Annotated in this window: 33 protein-coding genes; all 33 read right to left on the reverse strand. The window is 50.9% G+C overall.

Annotated features, from left to right (window positions below; translation table 11 throughout):
• Positions 1-289, reverse strand: a 289-nt coding sequence (locus IKB43_03825) for a hypothetical protein (protein MBR2469266.1), incomplete at its 3' end; no start/stop codon positions are given.
• On the reverse strand, positions 271-1,623 hold the full coding sequence (locus tag IKB43_03830; GenBank protein ID MBR2469267.1) for an oligosaccharide repeat unit polymerase: 1,353 nt from the start codon (positions 1,621-1,623) through the stop codon (positions 271-273). The genes IKB43_03830 and IKB43_03825, both read right to left, overlap by 19 nt.
• Positions 1,624-1,626: 3 nt before the next feature.
• Complete coding sequence (locus IKB43_03835; protein MBR2469268.1) at positions 1,627-2,826, reverse strand: lipopolysaccharide biosynthesis protein; 1,200 nt, start codon at positions 2,824-2,826, stop codon at positions 1,627-1,629.
• 3 nt (positions 2,827-2,829) lie between these two features.
• Complete coding sequence (locus IKB43_03840) at positions 2,830-4,014, reverse strand: polysaccharide biosynthesis/export family protein (protein ID MBR2469269.1); 1,185 nt, start codon at positions 4,012-4,014, stop codon at positions 2,830-2,832.
• A gap of 87 nt (positions 4,015-4,101) precedes the next feature.
• Positions 4,102-4,575, reverse strand: coding sequence for a 50S ribosomal protein L17 (gene rplQ / locus IKB43_03845; GenBank protein ID MBR2469270.1), 474 nt, complete (start codon positions 4,573-4,575; stop codon positions 4,102-4,104).
• 2 nt (positions 4,576-4,577) lie between these two features.
• Positions 4,578-5,552, reverse strand: a complete 975-nt coding sequence (locus IKB43_03850) for a DNA-directed RNA polymerase subunit alpha (protein MBR2469271.1) — start codon at positions 5,550-5,552, stop codon at positions 4,578-4,580.
• A gap of 18 nt (positions 5,553-5,570) precedes the next feature.
• Positions 5,571-5,996 (reverse strand): 30S ribosomal protein S11, encoded by a 426-nt coding sequence (gene rpsK, locus IKB43_03855; GenBank protein MBR2469272.1) that lies wholly within the window; start codon positions 5,994-5,996, stop codon positions 5,571-5,573.
• A 26-nt stretch (positions 5,997-6,022) separates the two neighbouring features.
• Entirely contained in the window at positions 6,023-6,391 is a 369-nt protein-coding gene (rpsM, locus tag IKB43_03860) for a 30S ribosomal protein S13 (protein ID MBR2469273.1), read from the reverse strand.
• A gap of 9 nt (positions 6,392-6,400) precedes the next feature.
• The gene (rpmJ, locus tag IKB43_03865; GenBank protein MBR2469274.1) at positions 6,401-6,517 is read right to left on the reverse strand and encodes a 50S ribosomal protein L36; all 117 of its coding nucleotides are present in this window, start codon (positions 6,515-6,517) and stop codon (positions 6,401-6,403) included.
• Between the two features lie 26 nt (positions 6,518-6,543).
• Positions 6,544-6,762, reverse strand: coding sequence for a translation initiation factor IF-1 (infA, locus tag IKB43_03870; protein ID MBR2469275.1), 219 nt, complete (start codon positions 6,760-6,762; stop codon positions 6,544-6,546).
• Positions 6,762-8,123 (reverse strand): preprotein translocase subunit SecY, encoded by a 1,362-nt coding sequence (secY, locus tag IKB43_03875; GenBank protein MBR2469276.1) that lies wholly within the window; start codon positions 8,121-8,123, stop codon positions 6,762-6,764. The genes infA and secY overlap by 1 nt, the downstream gene beginning before the upstream one ends.
• Complete coding sequence (gene rplO, locus IKB43_03880) at positions 8,123-8,563, reverse strand: 50S ribosomal protein L15 (GenBank protein MBR2469277.1); 441 nt, start codon at positions 8,561-8,563, stop codon at positions 8,123-8,125. The genes secY and rplO overlap by 1 nt, the downstream gene beginning before the upstream one ends.
• Position 8,564: 1 nt before the next feature.
• On the reverse strand, positions 8,565-8,744 hold the full coding sequence (gene rpmD / locus IKB43_03885) for a 50S ribosomal protein L30 (protein ID MBR2469278.1): 180 nt from the start codon (positions 8,742-8,744) through the stop codon (positions 8,565-8,567).
• Between the two features lie 13 nt (positions 8,745-8,757).
• A complete protein-coding gene (rpsE, locus tag IKB43_03890) occupies positions 8,758-9,240 on the reverse strand; it encodes a 30S ribosomal protein S5 (GenBank protein MBR2469279.1) in 483 nt (160 codons plus the stop codon).
• Between the two features lie 11 nt (positions 9,241-9,251).
• The gene (locus tag IKB43_03895; GenBank protein MBR2469280.1) at positions 9,252-9,623 is read right to left on the reverse strand and encodes a 50S ribosomal protein L18; all 372 of its coding nucleotides are present in this window, start codon (positions 9,621-9,623) and stop codon (positions 9,252-9,254) included.
• 9 nt (positions 9,624-9,632) lie between these two features.
• On the reverse strand, positions 9,633-10,172 hold the full coding sequence (rplF, locus tag IKB43_03900) for a 50S ribosomal protein L6 (GenBank protein ID MBR2469281.1): 540 nt from the start codon (positions 10,170-10,172) through the stop codon (positions 9,633-9,635).
• 2 nt (positions 10,173-10,174) lie between these two features.
• Positions 10,175-10,570 (reverse strand): 30S ribosomal protein S8, encoded by a 396-nt coding sequence (rpsH, locus tag IKB43_03905; GenBank protein ID MBR2469282.1) that lies wholly within the window; start codon positions 10,568-10,570, stop codon positions 10,175-10,177.
• A gap of 13 nt (positions 10,571-10,583) precedes the next feature.
• Positions 10,584-10,769: a type Z 30S ribosomal protein S14 gene (locus tag IKB43_03910; protein ID MBR2469283.1), complete on the reverse strand. Its 186-nt coding sequence runs from the start codon at positions 10,767-10,769 to the stop codon at positions 10,584-10,586.
• A gap of 9 nt (positions 10,770-10,778) precedes the next feature.
• Positions 10,779-11,318 (reverse strand): 50S ribosomal protein L5, encoded by a 540-nt coding sequence (gene rplE, locus IKB43_03915; GenBank protein ID MBR2469284.1) that lies wholly within the window; start codon positions 11,316-11,318, stop codon positions 10,779-10,781.
• 9 nt (positions 11,319-11,327) lie between these two features.
• The gene (gene rplX / locus IKB43_03920) at positions 11,328-11,627 is read right to left on the reverse strand and encodes a 50S ribosomal protein L24 (protein MBR2469285.1); all 300 of its coding nucleotides are present in this window, start codon (positions 11,625-11,627) and stop codon (positions 11,328-11,330) included.
• Positions 11,627-11,995, reverse strand: coding sequence for a 50S ribosomal protein L14 (rplN, locus tag IKB43_03925; GenBank protein MBR2469286.1), 369 nt, complete (start codon positions 11,993-11,995; stop codon positions 11,627-11,629). Before rplN ends, rplX begins: the two co-directional genes overlap by 1 nt.
• 21 nt (positions 11,996-12,016) lie before the next feature.
• Positions 12,017-12,271, reverse strand: a complete 255-nt coding sequence (gene rpsQ, locus IKB43_03930; GenBank protein ID MBR2469287.1) for a 30S ribosomal protein S17 — start codon at positions 12,269-12,271, stop codon at positions 12,017-12,019.
• Between the two features lie 17 nt (positions 12,272-12,288).
• Positions 12,289-12,480, reverse strand: coding sequence for a 50S ribosomal protein L29 (gene rpmC, locus IKB43_03935; protein ID MBR2469288.1), 192 nt, complete (start codon positions 12,478-12,480; stop codon positions 12,289-12,291).
• Positions 12,480-12,893, reverse strand: a complete 414-nt coding sequence (rplP, locus tag IKB43_03940) for a 50S ribosomal protein L16 (protein ID MBR2469289.1) — start codon at positions 12,891-12,893, stop codon at positions 12,480-12,482. Before rplP ends, rpmC begins: the two co-directional genes overlap by 1 nt.
• Positions 12,894-12,895: 2 nt before the next feature.
• A complete protein-coding gene (rpsC, locus tag IKB43_03945; protein MBR2469290.1) occupies positions 12,896-13,555 on the reverse strand; it encodes a 30S ribosomal protein S3 in 660 nt (219 codons plus the stop codon).
• A 5-nt stretch (positions 13,556-13,560) separates the two neighbouring features.
• Complete coding sequence (gene rplV / locus IKB43_03950) at positions 13,561-13,908, reverse strand: 50S ribosomal protein L22 (protein MBR2469291.1); 348 nt, start codon at positions 13,906-13,908, stop codon at positions 13,561-13,563.
• The gene (rpsS, locus tag IKB43_03955; GenBank protein ID MBR2469292.1) at positions 13,908-14,192 is read right to left on the reverse strand and encodes a 30S ribosomal protein S19; all 285 of its coding nucleotides are present in this window, start codon (positions 14,190-14,192) and stop codon (positions 13,908-13,910) included. The genes rplV and rpsS overlap by 1 nt, the downstream gene beginning before the upstream one ends.
• Positions 14,193-14,195: 3 nt before the next feature.
• Positions 14,196-15,026: a 50S ribosomal protein L2 gene (gene rplB / locus IKB43_03960; protein MBR2469293.1), complete on the reverse strand. Its 831-nt coding sequence runs from the start codon at positions 15,024-15,026 to the stop codon at positions 14,196-14,198.
• Between the two features lie 2 nt (positions 15,027-15,028).
• Positions 15,029-15,331 carry a 50S ribosomal protein L23 gene (rplW, locus tag IKB43_03965; GenBank protein MBR2469294.1) on the reverse strand — a complete coding sequence of 101 codons (303 nt, stop codon included), beginning with the start codon at positions 15,329-15,331 and terminating at the stop codon, positions 15,029-15,031.
• Positions 15,331-15,951, reverse strand: coding sequence for a 50S ribosomal protein L4 (gene rplD / locus IKB43_03970; GenBank protein ID MBR2469295.1), 621 nt, complete (start codon positions 15,949-15,951; stop codon positions 15,331-15,333). Before rplD ends, rplW begins: the two co-directional genes overlap by 1 nt.
• Positions 15,951-16,568, reverse strand: coding sequence for a 50S ribosomal protein L3 (gene rplC / locus IKB43_03975; GenBank protein MBR2469296.1), 618 nt, complete (start codon positions 16,566-16,568; stop codon positions 15,951-15,953). The genes rplD and rplC overlap by 1 nt, the downstream gene beginning before the upstream one ends.
• 5 nt (positions 16,569-16,573) lie before the next feature.
• On the reverse strand, positions 16,574-16,882 hold the full coding sequence (gene rpsJ, locus IKB43_03980) for a 30S ribosomal protein S10 (protein ID MBR2469297.1): 309 nt from the start codon (positions 16,880-16,882) through the stop codon (positions 16,574-16,576).
• Between the two features lie 9 nt (positions 16,883-16,891).
• Positions 16,892-17,057 (reverse strand): elongation factor Tu (tuf, locus tag IKB43_03985; GenBank protein ID MBR2469298.1); only part of this gene is annotated, 166 nt, incomplete at its 5' end.

Raw genomic sequence — 17,057 nt, forward strand, 5'->3', positions numbered from 1 at the left:
ACCCTATGGTAAAAGCACCACAATCGTCCTCAGTTAGAAACTGATAAAATGGATCCGTATGAGCTATAATGACATCATATCGACCGGCTATTAATGATTTTCGGAGGCCTTTCAGATGCGTCGGAACACGAACGGCCTGCACCCCTGAACAGAGTAATGCCCGATCCAATTCACACGCATACAAATCTATTTCAAAACCAGCATCCACCAAAAAAGGGAGCTGCGAAGATATTACCCTTGCAACACCAAATTCAGCACAGTATACCGATGTCAAAATCGCAATTCGCATTTTTCTTCAATCTCTTCACCTATACCCGACGTTATCAAGGGCAGTTCGTCCGTTTTTCTGCGTACATCCATGCCACAAAACCAACAAAAAAACAATATCATATATATCCACAGCCAAAACAACCCTCGCTTAAACCCTTCTACAAACCACCACCAACCAATGTAATATAAAAACAACGAATAAAAGATTATGTTCCGGGGAGTAGCAAATCGACTCATTCTTTCGTACAAATAGCACATAAAAAAAGAAACAAAAAACGGAAACCATACTGTTCCAACAACGCCCCAATCTTTATAAACCTCCCACAAATAACCGGTCGTATTAAATCCAGGCACTTTTTGGACGCTCTTATTAAACATATTATCCCAACCCATCATATCCCTTATCGCCATCGGGAAACGCGTATATTCAAACATCCCATATAAGGCGTCTATACCCATCGTAAACGGGTGAATCATCCGATCCGTTGGCGGATTAATGGCATAATCCAAATTCCAATAGTTATTGGCTATATATTTGTAAGGCATCAACACAATTTGGCGAGATGTCATTCCCTTTATAGAATTGGCACCATATTGCGATCGAAATTGGGCCACAAAAACGAAAAATACCGCCACCAAAACCATTGCTACAACAATGTACTTGACGTTTATTCTCTTTTTCACATAATTATAAATGATTATGGACCATCCTAAGCATAAAAGTACAGTCGAACGATTCGGATAGCACATAAACGCTATCAAGGGCGTTAACACGGCGCACACTCTTGACACGTTGCGAATCCACCTATACGGATTCAAGTTTTTGAACGAAGCCAGAACAAAATAGCAGGTAACAAGAGGAGCTGTTGATTCCAAAATGGGGAAATACCCATAATCAATGTCCGGAGAAACCCAATGACTCGGATCTGACGAAAAAACGATTAAACCACCCGCAACAAAACTTATTCCAGCAACACCACATAAAAAAAACAACAATAAAAAAATAGAGCAGATAAAATGCTTTTTCCAGGAATAGCTATCTAAATGCAAATTCAAAACTTTTTTTACGCTCATAGAGCTATTTTGTGAAGGAGCAAGACAATAATACGTTAGTGCCCCCATCGCAAACGAAACCATTGCCCCCATCCAAACACACCAAGTTAAGGGCTGAAAATCAGTCATTTGCGGCACGACTTTTAAATAGGCAATACCCAAAGTCAAGCATTGCGTGAACACATATATGACTACCGGATGAAAAAAATCTTTTTTACACATCCATGTGTAAAAAAGACAAAAAGCAACCACAAGAAAACATGTCGCGCTTACTGGATTTTGATCAATAAAATCAATCATTTATCAAAGCCTGATGGCAGATTTTAGTTTTTGGATTTCTTGTGCTAAAATCGAGTTTTTTGATTCTTGCTTCAATTTTTCTAAAAGTGTGCTCACAACCAACGCCATCAGGGACGATATCATCATTGTAAATAAGAGCATCAAACCACGCTTGGGAAACACTTTCTTATCATTTTCCCATGGGGGCTCCAAAATATGCAAATTGGTCAGCATTTTTGATTCCGCCAGCCGCATTTCTTCACTTTGTGCCATCAGCATCTGGTACATAGCTTCAAGAACCTTTATTTCCGACTTATACTGCATATATTCTGCCGCAAGCTCAGAAGATTTTTTCAACGAAACAATACCAACCTCTCCATTTTTCCCGCTCAACGTGCCATTAAGCGCTTTATTTACGCCCTCATAACGTTTATGCAACTGCTCATAACGCTTGCTATTCTCTCCTCGATCATCTCTTTCATATTCCATTTCCAAAGAAAGATCTTCCCGCTTGGCTTGCAATTCATTTAAATATTTGATGGTAGATTCCATCTGGATTTCGGGATCGTAAAAATTATTATCCGATTGGAATTTTGCAAATTTTTTCAAATGACGATTGAGCTCTTTTGTGCAAGAATCTAAACGTTGCTCTAGATATATTCGAGATTGTCTAGCCCGTGCTGTCTTATAGGCGTTGTATGCCGAATCAGCCTTATCCAGCATAAAATCGACCATTTCTGCAGCCAACCGGTAATCTTTATCCTCGATAGAGACTTGAAACATATTTTCGTCGTTATAGTCAAAACTAAAGTTTTCCCTAAACGTTTTCAACATATCAGCCGCATACTTTCCATCGAACTTGTAATGTTTCACCAAATCAAAATGTTCTATAACCTGCAAATGCAGTTCCCAAGAATTAAAAATTGTCCAGACAACATCTGACTCATTTTCAGTAGATAATTTCAACAAAGAACCAAGCATTCCTCCGGCATTTTTTTCGGACTTGATAAAATTGCCGATTCCGCTTCCGATGGAACCATCACTGCTAGGGGGAGTGATAATTGCAGACGCCTTATAAACAGGATCAATGACCCACATAACAAGAACAAAAACAGCAATAGTAGGAACAGCAATTATCACCGTGCACAGTTTTAAATGCGCAAGAGCATTATTGAGCAATCGCAGCAGCAACTCCAAAAATGTCAAATTTTCTTGCTTTTCCATATATCACTTTTTATTGTTGTTATATGTCACATAAACAATAAGGGCCGAAGAAATGACCGTCAACAATGAAGCCAAAAACAACGTAAAATCCTTGAAGGACTCATAACGGCTTCTAGGAATCTCTATTAAATCGCCGGGTAAAATTTCGTCCTCAGCAACTTTTACTGAAATTTCTTTTGGTTCGCTTCCGCGCCATACCGACACCTGTCCCCAGCTACCCGTTGTAATATTAATTCCCGCCGCTGAAATGTAATCAATGGCATGCCATGTGGGATCATAGGGGAACTTTCCCATAGCCGTGACGGCGCCACCCACATATACAACCATTTCTTGAATAGAAAACTCCACCTCGGTATTGGGAGCCACCTTTGTCAGTTTCATCTCTGACATAGTTATCCATCTGGTCGACTTGCCGGGTTCCCTAACACAAACAGACTTGTAGCCAAGGTTATCCATCCGACTTCCACCAGCGAGGTCAAAATAATCCTGCAAAGTCCGGCCTTCTTGATAAGCGACGCTCGTCCTGGAATCCGGAAAAATCAATACCACGTTATCACCTACAGCAACAAAGGGAACATAAATTCTATCACCTTGTTCTAGCATAATATCAGCACTGAAATCGCCCCGAGACGACATGGCATTGTAATCTATATGCAGTGTGTCATTCCCTCGTATAACCCAAATGTCCTCTCTATTGGCGTTAGATACAAGACCTCCAATTTGCCTAATGAAATAACTCAATCTTGTCTGAGACTCCACTAAATGCTGCCCGACCTGAGATACTGCCCCCATGGCGTTAATCCTGAATTTTTTCAAGGCCGCCAGCTGAACATAACAATATTCCCGCTTATAGCGTCTTGACACCAAGTCCAAAATTAGCTGGCGGGCCTCAGCAAGGGTCTTGCCACCAACATTGACTGCACCACATTCCTCTATAGCGACAGAGCCATCGGGATAAACTTGTACAGTCACATAGTTATTTTCCAACACCAAGTCTAAAAAATCACCTGGTCCCAACACATAGCTGGAATCTACGGATTGGTCGGCATAAGTCGGATTCAAAGCAATTCCACTTCGATTTGACACCGTTGGAGATGAACTTAATCCGAAAGATCGGTCCCTTTCCGTTGCAAAGGACCCCACCGAAAAGAACAAAATTAAAAGTACGCATGTAACTACATGGTGCATAATACATTACTCAAAAAAAAGCTCTAATTAAATATACAAAAAAACACCCCGCTCAGAAAAGCGAGGTGTTTTTAACATTTCTAGAAATTATTCTGCAGCCTTGCTTTCGCCTTCGACCATATTAACGGCTTCGGACTTGGCAGGTTCGGCAGCGCCCTTCTTGGCCTTCACCACGATTTCGTCTTCCACGAGACCCACGAGGGCCATTTCGGAAGCGTCACCGGGGCGGTTGGGGCCGAGCTTCAGCACGCGGGTGTAACCACCGTTGCGGTTTGCATAGCGCGGGCCGATTGTGGCAAACAGATCCTGCAGGACCTTGGGATCCATGATGAAGCGGGCAGCTTCACGACGGGCAGAAAGGTCGCCCTTCTTGGCATAGGTCACCATGCGGTCTACCACGCCACGGACAAGCTTTGCCTTGTGGAGGGTTGTACGCACATAACGCTTGCCCTGTTCAGTTTCCATGCCCTTTCCGATGATAGAAGTGGCAAGGGCGCGGAGGATGGCACGCTTGTGCTGGGCGTTAACGCCGAGTTTCTTGTTTTTTACACCGTGTCTCATTTTTAATCCTTCAAGTATTCATCGACATCCATGCCAAAAGAGAGGCCCATGGCTGTCAACACCTCGTTAAGTTCCACCAAGGACTTCCGACCGAAGTTCTTGTATTTGAGCATATCGTTTTCCTTGTTGCGCACAAGTTCACCGACCGTATGGATGTTGGCCATACGCAGGCAGTTGCTGGAGCGAACAGAGAGTTCCAGTTCATCGACGCGAGTGCGGAGCAGTTCCGCGATGCGCTGGTGTTCTTCGTCCTGGCCTTCAGCACCTTCGGTCACCAGGTCACCTTCGAAGTTGATGAAGATTTCCAGGTGGTCGACGAGAAGCTTGGCAGCGTAGGCCAAGGCATCTTCGGGGTCGATGGAGCCGTCGGTGGTGATTTCCAGTTCCAGACGGTTGTAGTCTGTCTTCTGGCCCACGCGGGTATCGCTGATGTGCATTGCGACTTTCTGCACCGGGTTGAAGTTCGCGTCCGTAGCGATAACGCCAATCGGAGCGTCCTTGTCCTTCAGTTCGTCGGCACGGACAAAACCGCGGCCACTGGAGATCTTCACATCCATGGAAAGCGATGCGTTACCGTTCAGAGTAGCGATATGGACATCGGGGGTCAGAACGACCACGCCCGGGTTTTCCATAAAGGACTTGGCAGTAACTTCGCCGTCGCCGGACACGTCCAGGTGCAAAGTTTCGTCGTGATCGGAAAGGAGCTTCACGCGGATGCTCTTGAGATTCAGGATGATATCGGTGACATCTTCCTTGACACCGGGAATCGTCGAAAATTCCTTCTCGACGCCTTCGATTTTCACGGAGACAATGGCCGCACCTTGCAGGGAGGAAAGGAGCGTGCGACGGAGAGCGTTACCGAGGGTGATACCCCAGCCACGTTCCAAGGCCTCTACGACAAACTTTGCATAGCGGCCGTCTTCGCCGGTTTCCACTTTCTGGAAGCTGCGCGGCATTTGAAGTGATTTCCACATCATTGGCGATACCTCTTTGGATTAGACTCTTCTCTTCTTTTTAGGACGGCAACCGTTGTGAGGAATGCCCGTCACGTCCCGAATAGAGAGGACTTCGAGGCCCGCATTCTTGATAGCGCGGACGGCGGATTCACGACCACCACCGGCGCCCTTGACGCGGACATCCACCTTGCGCATGCCGAGATCGAAAGCCTTGTGGGCAGCGGCTTCGGCAGCGAGCTGGGCGGCAAACGGAGTGCTCTTGCGGGAACCCTTGAAACCGGCATTACCGGGAGAGCCCCAAGCGACCACGTTACCGCGAGCATCGGTGATAGAAACGATTGTGTTGTTGAAGGTGGCGTTGACGCAGGCGATACCCTGGATGTCGATACGCTTCTTGCCCTTCTTGACCTTGACTTCTTCAGCGGCAGCAACCGGAGCTTCGGCAGCGGCAGCAGTTTCCTTAATTTCTTCTTCAGCCACGAGGAATCTCCTTACTTCTTCTTGTTAGCCACAGTTTTCTTGGGGCCCTTGCGGGTACGGGCGTTGGTGCGGGAACGCTGACCGCGGACCGGGAGGCCCTTGCGGTGGCGGATGCCGCGATAGCAGCCGATATCCTGCAAACGCTTAATGTTCAAGGTGATTTCTGCGCGGAGCTGACCTTCCACGGAGTATTCGTCTTCCAAGAGATGACGAATCTTACCTTGTTCTTCTTCGGTGAGGTCATCGCACTTCTTGTTCTTGTCGATGCCCAGCTGAGCACAGACCTTGTTTGCGGTGAACAGACCGACACCATAGATTGCCGTCAGACCGTACTCGACGGTCTTGTTTTTCGGTAAATCGACACCAGCGATACGTGCCATACGATCTCCTTATCCCTGCTTCTGCTTGTGACGGGGGTTCTTCGAACAGATGATACGCAATACACCCTTGCGGCGGATGATCTTGCAGTTTTCACATCTGGGTTTGATGGAGGCTTTGATTTTCATAGGTTTGACCTTTTTTTGAATACCTATTACTTGTAACGGTAAGTGATCCGCCCACGATTGAGGTCGTAGGGGGAAATCTCTACCAACACTTTGTCGTCCGGCAAAATTCGAATGAAATGCCGACGCATCTTTCCTGAAACATGGGCGAGGATCTCGTGACCATTTCCGAGCTGAACACGGAAGAAAGCATTGGGGAGTGCTTCCAACACAACGCCTTCTACTTGTATTCCTTCTTCTTTAGCCACTAGGACGCCATCCTGCCGCGAATGCGGCCATGCTTGAGGAAACCTTCATAGTTCTTGGTATGCAGTTGGGCTTCGAGCTGACGAAGCGTATCCAACGCCACACCGACCACGATCAAGACCGAGGTGCCCCCAATATAGAAACTCATATTGAGTGCGTCTTTCAGGTGAAGCGGTCCCACACTGATTAAAGCGAGGAACAGGGACCCCGGAAGAGAAATTCGGGTCAAAATGTAGTCTATATACTCTGCAGTTTTCTTGCCAGGACGGATTCCCGGAATAAACCCACCACTTCTCTTGAGGTTTTCGGCAATGTCGTTAGGGTTGTACTGGATTGCCGTGTAGAAGTAGGTGAAGAATATAATCAGGAGACCGTAAATCACGCTGTAGGTGATGTGTCCCGGAATGAAAGCGGCAGCGAAAGCCTGCATCGCAGACACGTTCGGGAACCAAGAAGCGATCATGGCCGGAATGAACATGATGCAGCTTGCGAAAATCACGGGAATCACGCCAGCGGTGTTCACCTTGAAGGGCAAATAGCTGGACTGACCACCCATGACCTTGTTTCCGATGGTCCGGCGAGGACTTTGGAGTGGAATGCGACGGTTCGCCTGCTCCACGAAAACGATGAATCCGATAATCACAACCACCACGGCCAAGATAAAGATCTCGATGGCGAGGGGCTGGATACCTTCTTTCAGCATTTCCAGTTCGGCAAGGACGGCTCGCGGGAAGCCGCCGACGATACCGGCGAAGATAATAAGAGAAATACCGTTACCCACACCGTGCGAGGTAATCTGCTCGCCCAGGTACATCACGAAGATGGTACCGGCAGTGAAGGTCAGGGTAGCAAGTAAACGGAAACCGATGTTACCGAGTCCCGAAGAGAAATCATCGGCCAGCACAGAAACGCCAGTTCCTGTGGCGGTGGTCACCTTCAGGGAGGAAAGCCATACCGAAATACCCCATCCCTGCAAGGCGGCAAGGGCCACCGTAAAGTAACGGGTGTATTGGTTCAGCCTGGCGCGACCCTCCTGACCCTCCTTCTGGAGCATCTGGATGGCCGGAATCACGGAGCCCATCAACTGGATAATGATGGACGCACTGATGTAAGGCATGATACCCAGGGCAAAGACCGTCGCTTTCGCGAAGGCACCGCCCGTGAAAGAGTCATACAGGCCGAACAAATTATTCGAGTTACGGAAGAACTCCGCCAGCACGGCAGAATTCACTCCGGGGATGGTGATGTGGGCGCCAATGCGGTAGATGATCAGAATACCCAGCGTAAAAAGCAACTTCTTACGCAGGTCTTCGATCTTGAAGGCATTGACGAACGCATCAATAGCTTTCTTGAGAGCTTCCATTAGACGATCTCGACTTTTCCGCCAGCAGCTTCGATGGCAGCCTTGGCCTTTTCGCTGATGGCGTTAACCTTAACATTGATAGCCTTGTCAATTGTGCCGAAGGCAAGAACCTTGACCGGACGGTCCATGTCCTTGATGAAACCCTGGTCGAACAGAGCCTGGGCGTCGAACTCGGTCACGCTCACCGCAGCGAGCTTCTTGAGGTTAACAATCTGGAATTCAACACCGACGTGCTTGAAGCCACGCTTCGGGATACGACGGTGAATCGGCATCTGGCCGCCTTCGAAGGCGACACGGCCGGCCTTGGCGCTCTTGCGGGCACCGGCACCCTTCTGGCCACGGCCAGCGGTAGTGCCGAAACCGGAACCAGGACCGCGGCCGATACGGCGGCGGCTCTTGCCCTTGGCAGCCTTGCCAGGATTGAGAGTATTGAGTTCCATCTTAGATCTCCTCGACCTTCACCATGTCAGCCACGGCATTGATCATGCCCTGGATGCTGGGGGTCAAAACGTGTTCAACAGACTGTCCAATCTTACGGAGACCAAGAGCGGCCACGTTGGCGCGGTGCACCGGCAGACGGCGGACAGTACCCTTAATCAAAGTAATACGAACTTTCTTCATGGTGTATTACTCCTTAGGCATTGGCACCGCGGAGGGCGGCGCAGTCCTGTTTGTTCTTCTGAGCCAAGAGACCTTCGAGGCAGGCGCGCACGACGGTGCTCGGATTGGAAGAACCGTGAATCTTTGTGAGGATGTTACGCACACCGGCCAGTTCGAGAACGGCACGGGCAGCAGCACCGGCGATAACGCCAGTACCGGGAGCAGCCGGCATCAAGAGGATGCGGGTAGCACCGCTCTTGACTTCGATGTCGTGAGGAATGGTGCCGTCCAGCAGCTGGACTTCAACGATATTCCTCTGGGCGGCTTCGGTACCCTTGCGGATAGCTTCGGAAACTTCCTTAGCCTTGCCGAGGCCAACACCAATCTTGCCATTCTTGTTGCCAACGACAACGAGAGCGGAGAAGGACATACGGCGACCGCCCTTGACGGTCTTTGCGCAACGGTTGATGTGTACAACCTTGTCTTCAAATTCAGAAACTTGAGCTTCGCGTTCCAAAGTGTACCTCACTAGAATTTGAGTCCGCCTTCACGAGCTCCCTCAGCGAGAGCCTGAACGCGACCGTGATAGATGTAACCGCCGCGGTCAAAGACCACGGATTCAATGCCCTTGGACTTAGCGATTTCGGCAATCTGGAGACCGAGCTGCTTAGCCTGCTCCGACTTCGTCATTTCGCCGAACTTGCCCTGGAATTCCTTGGCAGTCGTTGCGACCTGAACGAGAGACTTGTTGTTTGCGTCATCGATAATCTGGGCGACCATGTGAGACAAGGAACGGCGAACAGCCAAACGAGGGCATTCTGCAGTTCCGACGACAGACTTGCGCACACGAGCATGGCGTGCGATTCTGGACTGGATTCTTTTCTTAGCAATTGCAGTCATAGTTTACCCTTATTTACCTGTCTTCTTACCCTGCTTGCGACGAATAATCTCGCCTTCGTACTTAATGCCCTTGCCCTTATACGGTTCAGGACGACGGTACTTGCGGATTTCGGCGGCAGCCTGGCCAACCTTCTGTTTGTCGATACCGGAGATGGTGATCTTCAGGGGGTCCACGGCCTTGAGCTCAACGCCCTCGGGAGCCTTGAAGATAACCGGGTGAGAGAAGCCGAGAACCAGGTTCAGGTCCTTGCCCTTCTGTTCCACGCGGTAGCCCACGCCCACGATTTCAAGAGTCTTCTGGAAACCCTTGGTCACGCCTTCGACCATGTTGTTGACGAGAGCGCGAGTGGTGCCGTGCATAGCACGAGTGAACTTTTCGTCGTTAGGACGGGTAAAGGAAAGCTTGTCACCGTCGAGCTTGATGGAAATCAGTTCGTGAACGGTGGTTTCGAGCTTGCCCTTGGGTCCTTCGACCTTGATGTTCTGACCATTGACGGCGACTTTAACGCCAGCCGGGATATTGATAATAGCTTTACCGATACGGGACATCTTTACCATACCTTTGCGATGACTTCACCACCCACGTTTTCCTTGCGGGCTTCGTGGTCGGTCATCACGCCTTTAGATGTGGAGATGATAGCATAGCCAAGGCCGTTGCGAACGCGGGGGAGCTTAGCGGCGTCAACATAGTGACGAAGACCCGGCGTAGAAACGCGCTGGATGCCCTGGATAGCGGATTCGCCCTTGGTGTAGCGGAGCAGCACCTTGAGGATGCCCTGCTTGCCGTCTTCAACCACGACGAACTTCTTAATGAAACCTTTTTCCTGCAGCACGCGAGCGATTTCACGCTTCAGGTTGCTGGCAGGGATGTCCACCACGGGGAGCTTTGCCTTGGAGGCATTGCGCACGCGGGTGAGCATATCGGCGATAGGATCTGTCATTGCCATGAGTATACTCTCCTTACCAAGACGACTTTGTGATACCGGGGATTTCGCCGGCGAGTGCCATTTCGCGGAAGCAAATACGGCAAAGGCCAAAGCGGCGCATAAAGGCGTGCGGCCTACCGCAACGCTTGCAACGGTTATACCCACGAACGGTATACTTCGGGGTACGCTTGCATTTTTCAATCATTCTTCTGCTTGCCATGGTATTACCTTACTTCCTGAAGGGGAGTCCAAGTTCTTCGAGAAGGGCACGACCTTCTTCGTCCGTCTTAGCGGAGGTCACGAAGGAGATGTCCATACCGAATGTACGGGAAACCTTGTCGATGTCGATTTCGACAAAGATGGTCTGTTCCTTGATACCCAAGGTGAAATTGCCCATTCCATCAAAGCCACGACGAGCGAGACCGCGGAAGTCGCGGACACGGGGCAGGCTGATGTTGATGAAGCGGAAAAGGAAATCCCACATGTTGTCACCGTGGAGGGTGACCTTGGCACCGATACCGATGCCTTCGCGAAGGTGGAACTGGGCCACAGCCTTCTTGGCGGTGGTGACCACAGCCTTCTGGCCGGTGATGGCAGAAAGAGTATCCACGGCTTCGTCAAGAATCTTGCGGTTCTGAGAAGCAGCGCCCACGCCCATGTTGATCACGATCTTCTGGAGGCGGGGAATTTCCATCACGTTCTTGTAAGCGAACTTCTGCTGCAAGGCAGGAACGACTTTTTCGAGATAAAATTGTTTCATCTGGTTCATTGCGTTACCTTACACAGCCTTTCCAGTCTTGACACTGGTACGAACGCCCTTCTTGCCCTTTTCGCGAACGATGCGGGTACGGACGGGGGTATTGCCTTCGAGAAGCATCACGTTGGAAATGTCGATAGGCAGTTCCTTTTCGATGATGCCACCGGTTTGGTTGGTCTGGGACGGCTTTTCATGACGCTTGCGGACGTTCACGCCCGAAACGGTCACCTTGCCGGCCTTGACACTGATCACGGTGCCGGTCTTGCCCTTGTTGGCACCGGAAATCACCTTGACGTTATCATTCTTTTTGATGTTGGCCATTAGAGAACCTCAGGTGCGAGGGAGATGATCTTCATGTATTTCTTGTCGCGGAGCTCACGAGCCACCGGTCCAAAAATACGGGTTCCACGGGGTTCGCCATCCTTAGTGATGAGAACCACGGCGTTGTCCGAGAAACGGATGAACGTGCCATCCGGACGGGCAATTTCTTTGCGTGTGCGCACGACGACAGCGTCGGCCACGGAACCCTTCTTCACCTTGCTCTGGGGGATAGCGTCTTTAACGGCTACCTTGATGACATCACCGATGCTAGCATAGCGACGGTTGGTGCCACCCAAAACACGGATGCAGGCGACTTCCTTGGCTCCACTGTTGTCAGCCACGACGAGTCTGGTTTCTTCTTGAATCATATTCGCCTTACTCCAAAACGATTATTTCTTCTTTTCCACAATCCGAACCAGGCGCCAGCGCTTGGTAGCGGAAAGAGGACGAGTTTCCATGATTTCCACCAGGTCGCCTTCGCCCGCTTCGTTGTTTTCGTCGTGAGCCTTGAGCTTCTTGGTGGTGGTCATGATCTTGTTGTACATGGGGTGACGCTTGCGGTTTTCAACCACAACCGTGATGGTCTTGTCCATCTTGTCAGAAGAGACGACACCCTGCTTGACTTTACGAAGGTTTCTATCCATTTCCTGCTCCTGCCGGCTTATGCCTTGGCCTTTTCGCTGAGGATGGTCTTGATACGGGCGATGTCCTTGCGGGTCGTCTGAATCACAGAGGGTTTTTCCAAATTACCGAGCTTCGCAGTCATGCGGTAATTGAACAAATCGAGATTCAACTGAGCCAGTTTTTCCTTGAGCTGGTCAACGCCCAGTTCTTTCAATTCACGTGCTTTCATTAGATCTCCGATTCTTCGATGATTTTGCACTTGAGGGGGAGCTTCTGCGAAGCGACATGGAGAGCTTCCATGGCGAGATCGCGTTCGACACCGCCCATTTCGAAAATGATGCGACCCGGGAGGATAACGGCTGCCCAGAATTCCACGGCGCCCTTACCCTTACCCATACGAGCTTCTGCAGGGTGACGGGTAACAGGCTTGTCGGGGAACACGCGGATCCAGACGCGGCCACCACGCTTGATCTTACGAGTCATAGCGATACGGGCAGCTTCGATTTGGCGAGCCGTCAGCCAGCACTTTTCAAGAGCCTGAATGCCGAATTCGCCGAAGGCCATGGTGTTGCCACGAGTGGCGACGCCCTTCATGCGGCCTTTCATCTGCTTACGATGTAATGTTCTTTTAGGACTCAGCATAATTACTTCTCTCTCTTGTTGTCGTTCATGACGTCCTTGCCAATCTTTTCACCGTGCATGATCCACACCTTGATACCGATGGCACCATAGACGGTCTTGGCAATGGCAGTCGCATAATCGATGTCAGCGCGGAGAGTGTGCAGAGGCACGCGGCCTTCGGCATACTTTTCAACGCGGGCAATTTCGGCACCACCGAGGCGGCCACCGCACTGCACCTTGATTCCTTCCACACCCATGCGCATAGCGCTCTGGATGGCACGCTTCATGGCGCGACGGAAAGAAATACGCTTTTCGAGCTGACGAGCAATGTTTTCGGCCACGAGCTTCGCGTCCGTTTCGGGGCGGCGGATTTCGTGGACGTTGATGTAAATTTCCTTACCCGTGAGGAACTGGAGTTCACCCTTGAGGCGTTCCAGCTCTTCGCCCTTCTTACCGATAACGATACCCGGGCGGGCAGTGAACAGGTTCACGCAGACTTTCTTGACGGTGCGTTCGATGCCCACCTTGGAAAGGGAGGCGTGTTCGAAACGCTTCATCAGGTAGCGGCGCAGCACGATATCTTCGTACAGAAGATCGGCAAACTTGTCTTCGGCATACCACTTGGATTCCCAGCCGCGGATGACGCCAAGACGAAGACCATTCGGATGAGTTTTCTGACCCATTTTAATTACTCCTTGTTGGCCACAACGACTGTGATGTGAGAGAGCGGCTTTTCGATACGGAAAGCACGGCCCTGGGAACGGGGGTGGATACGCTTCATGATGGTACCGCCGTCGGCAGTGATGGTCTTGACCACCAGTTCTTCGGCAGTGACCGGAGCGGCAGACTTCTGCTTGAAGTTAGCGACAGCGGACTTCAGAGCGTTTTCTACCAGCGGAGCACCCTTGGTTTGAGTGTGGAGGATGGAGAGCATTGCAAATGCCTCATCCACGGACTTGCCGCGGACCAGGTCAACGACCCGGCGAAGCTTGCGCACGCCGTAGCGCACGTTTTTTACTTTAGCAACAGCTTGCATTATTTCTTTCCTCCAGCAGCGGTTTCAGTCTTTCTGTGTCCGCGGAACGTACGGGTCATGGAGAATTCACCCAGCTTGTGGCCCACCATGTTTTCGGTGACGTACACAGGGATGAACTGCTTGCCGTTATAGACGGAGAACGTAAGTCCGACCATATCCGGGACGATTGTGGAACGACGGGACCAGGTCTTGATAGGCTGCTTCTTGTCGGAGCCGGCCATCGCCTGGGCTTTGCTTAAAACGTGGGAATCCACGAATGCACCTTTCTTAAGGGATCTCGACATGAATTAGGCCCTCTTCTGACGACGACGCACGATGTACTTATCGGTGCGCTTATTGTTACGAGTTTTGGCACCCTTGGAGTTCTTGCCCCAGGGAGAGCACGGATGGCGACCACCAGAAGTACGACCTTCACCACCACCAAGGGGGTGGTCCACCGGGTTCATCACGACACCGCGGACAGCGGGACGCTTGCCCAGCCAGCGAGAGCGGCCGGCAGAACCCGAAGATTCGTTCATGTGATCGATGTTGGAAACCTGACCCACAACGGCAAGGCAATCTTCCGAGATGTAGCGAACTTCGCCACTCGGGAGCTTGATCTGGCAGAGCTTGCCGTCCTTAGCCACCAGTTCAGCACCGGCGCCAGCGGAACGAGCAATCTGGGCACCCTTGCCCGGCTTCATTTCGATGTTGTGGATAATGGTGTTCAGCGGGATATCGCGAATCGGGAGAGCGTTACCTACGCGGAATTCGGCACCATCGCCGGAATTCAGCACGTCACCGACCTTGATTTCGGCCGGGGCGATGATGTAGCAGCGCTTGCCGTTTGCATACTTGACAAGAGCGATACGGGCGGAACGGTTCGGATCGTATTCCACGGTTTCAACCGTGCAGGGGATGCCTGCGAACTTGCGCTTGAAATCGATGATACGGTACAGCTTCTTGTGACCACCACCGCGACGGCGGGAGGTGATTTCACCTGCGTTGTTGCGGCCGGAGCTGCTCTTGATACCTTCGGTAAGAGGCTTGTACGGCTTGGCAGCGGTGATTTCCTTGCGGTCACCAATCTGCTTGTAACGCAGAGTCGGGGTAAGCGGGCGATAAGATTTCAGACCCATGATTATACTCCTTCGAACTCGGCAATCTTTTGCCCGGCCTTAAGTGTGATGTAGGCCTTCTTCCAGTTGGGTTTCTTGCCAGCGACCATGCGGACGCGCTTGATCTTGCCGCGGTTGATGAGGGTGTTGACAGAGTCAACCTTCACATCGAAACGCTTTTCGATAGCGGCCTTGATTTCGTCCTTGGTGGCCTTCATGGCAACTTTGAAAACGTACTTGTGCACATCCTTGCGAGCGTCCACCATGTTCTTGGTAGATTCTTCGGTAATGTGAGGTGCTACGAGAATTTCGTGAAGTTCTTTCATTAGCGGCCTCCTTCAAGTTCGTTCAAAGCGGCTTGAGAAACAACAACATTGTTTGCGCGGATGATGTCGTAGGTGTTCACGTCTTCGACGCGAGCGCAACGGCACCAGGGGATGTTGTTGGAAGAAAGGTACAGGTTCGTGTCAGCGCCGCTCGTGATGAAGAGCACGTTGCGCTGTTCGATACCGGACTTGGCGAGAACAGAGAGGAGGTCCTTGGTCTTCGGAGCATTGAAGCTAAGTGCTTCGAACACGAAGAACTTGCCTTCTTGAGCCTTGGTAGCCAGGGCGGAGTGGAAAGCGATCTTCTTGACCTTCTTGTTCACCTTTTCAAAGTAGTCGTGGGACTTGGGACCGTGAGCCTTGGCACCGCGAACCCACACAGCGGAGGTGTTCTGACCGGAGCGAGCGCGACCCGTGCCCTTCTGCTTCCAGGGCTTCTGGCCACCACCGCTGACCGAGGACTTGTTCTTGGTCTGGGCGGTACCCTGACGGGCGTTGTTCAGAATAGCCTTGATGTGCAGATACATGCAGACCTTGTTGACTTCTTCATCGAACAAAGCCGGGAGCTGAATATCGTTTTTGAAATCGCCAGTTGCGGCGAAGAGCTTTGCAGTTGCCATTAGTCTTTCCTCACCACGATGATGCTGTTCTTTGCACCGGGGACTGCGCCACGGACAAAGATCAGGTTGCGGTCGCCGTCGACTTTGACGACCTGGAGGTGCTTGACGGTCACTTTCTTGTTACCGTATTGACCAGGCATGCGCTTGCCCGGGAACACGCGACCCGGATAGGAGTGAGCGGAGGTGCCGCCCGGTTCACGCATATTGTGCGTACCGTGAGAACGGGGACCGCTGTGGAATCCGTGGCGCTTGATGGCACCAGAGAAACCGTGACCCTTGGAAATGCCGGAGACGTTCACCATCTTTGCATCGGCGAAGTCTGCAGCCCCGAATTCCTTGCCTACCGGCCAGGCTTCGAGATCGGCAACATCAAATTCGGCGAGGTGCTCGCGAACAGCGACATCGGCCTTCTTGAAGTGGCCGATTTCAGCCTTGTTGGCGCGATGTTCTTTCTTGAGACCAAAACCGATCTGGACGGCAGTGTAACCATCCTTTTCTTCTGTCTTGTGGCAAACGACCACACACGGACCGGCTTCGAGAACCGTTACAGGAACGCATTCGCCCTGTTCCGTGAACACTTGGGTCATTCCCAACTTCTTTGCGAGAATACCATTCATTGTTATTAGACCTTAATATCGACCTCGACACCAGCCGGCAAGTCAAGTTTCATGAGGGAATCTACAGTTTGAGGAGTAGCATCGATGATGTCGATGAGACGCTTGTGAGTCCTGGATTCAAACTGTTCACGAGAAGTCTTGTCAATATGCGGAGAGCGGAGCACCGTATATTTCTGGACTTTCGTCGGGAGGGGAATGGGGCCCGCGATACGGGCGCCCGTCTGCTTAGCTGTATTCACAATGTCTTGAGCAGAGCGGTCGATCATACGATGATCGAAGCTCTTCAAGCGAATACGAATGCGTTCACCAGCCATGATATTTCCTTACTTGATGATTTCGGTTACGGAGCCAGCACCAACGGTACGGCCACCTTCACGGATAGCGAAGCGGAGCTGCTTTTCCATGGCGATGGGGGCGATCAGGTTCACGTGGATGGTAACGGTGTCACCCGGGGTAACCATCTCGACACCTTCAGGGAGCTGGATGGTG

Source organism: Fibrobacter sp. (genome assembly GCA_017503015.1).
Taxonomy (GTDB): domain Bacteria; phylum Fibrobacterota; class Fibrobacteria; order Fibrobacterales; family Fibrobacteraceae; genus Fibrobacter.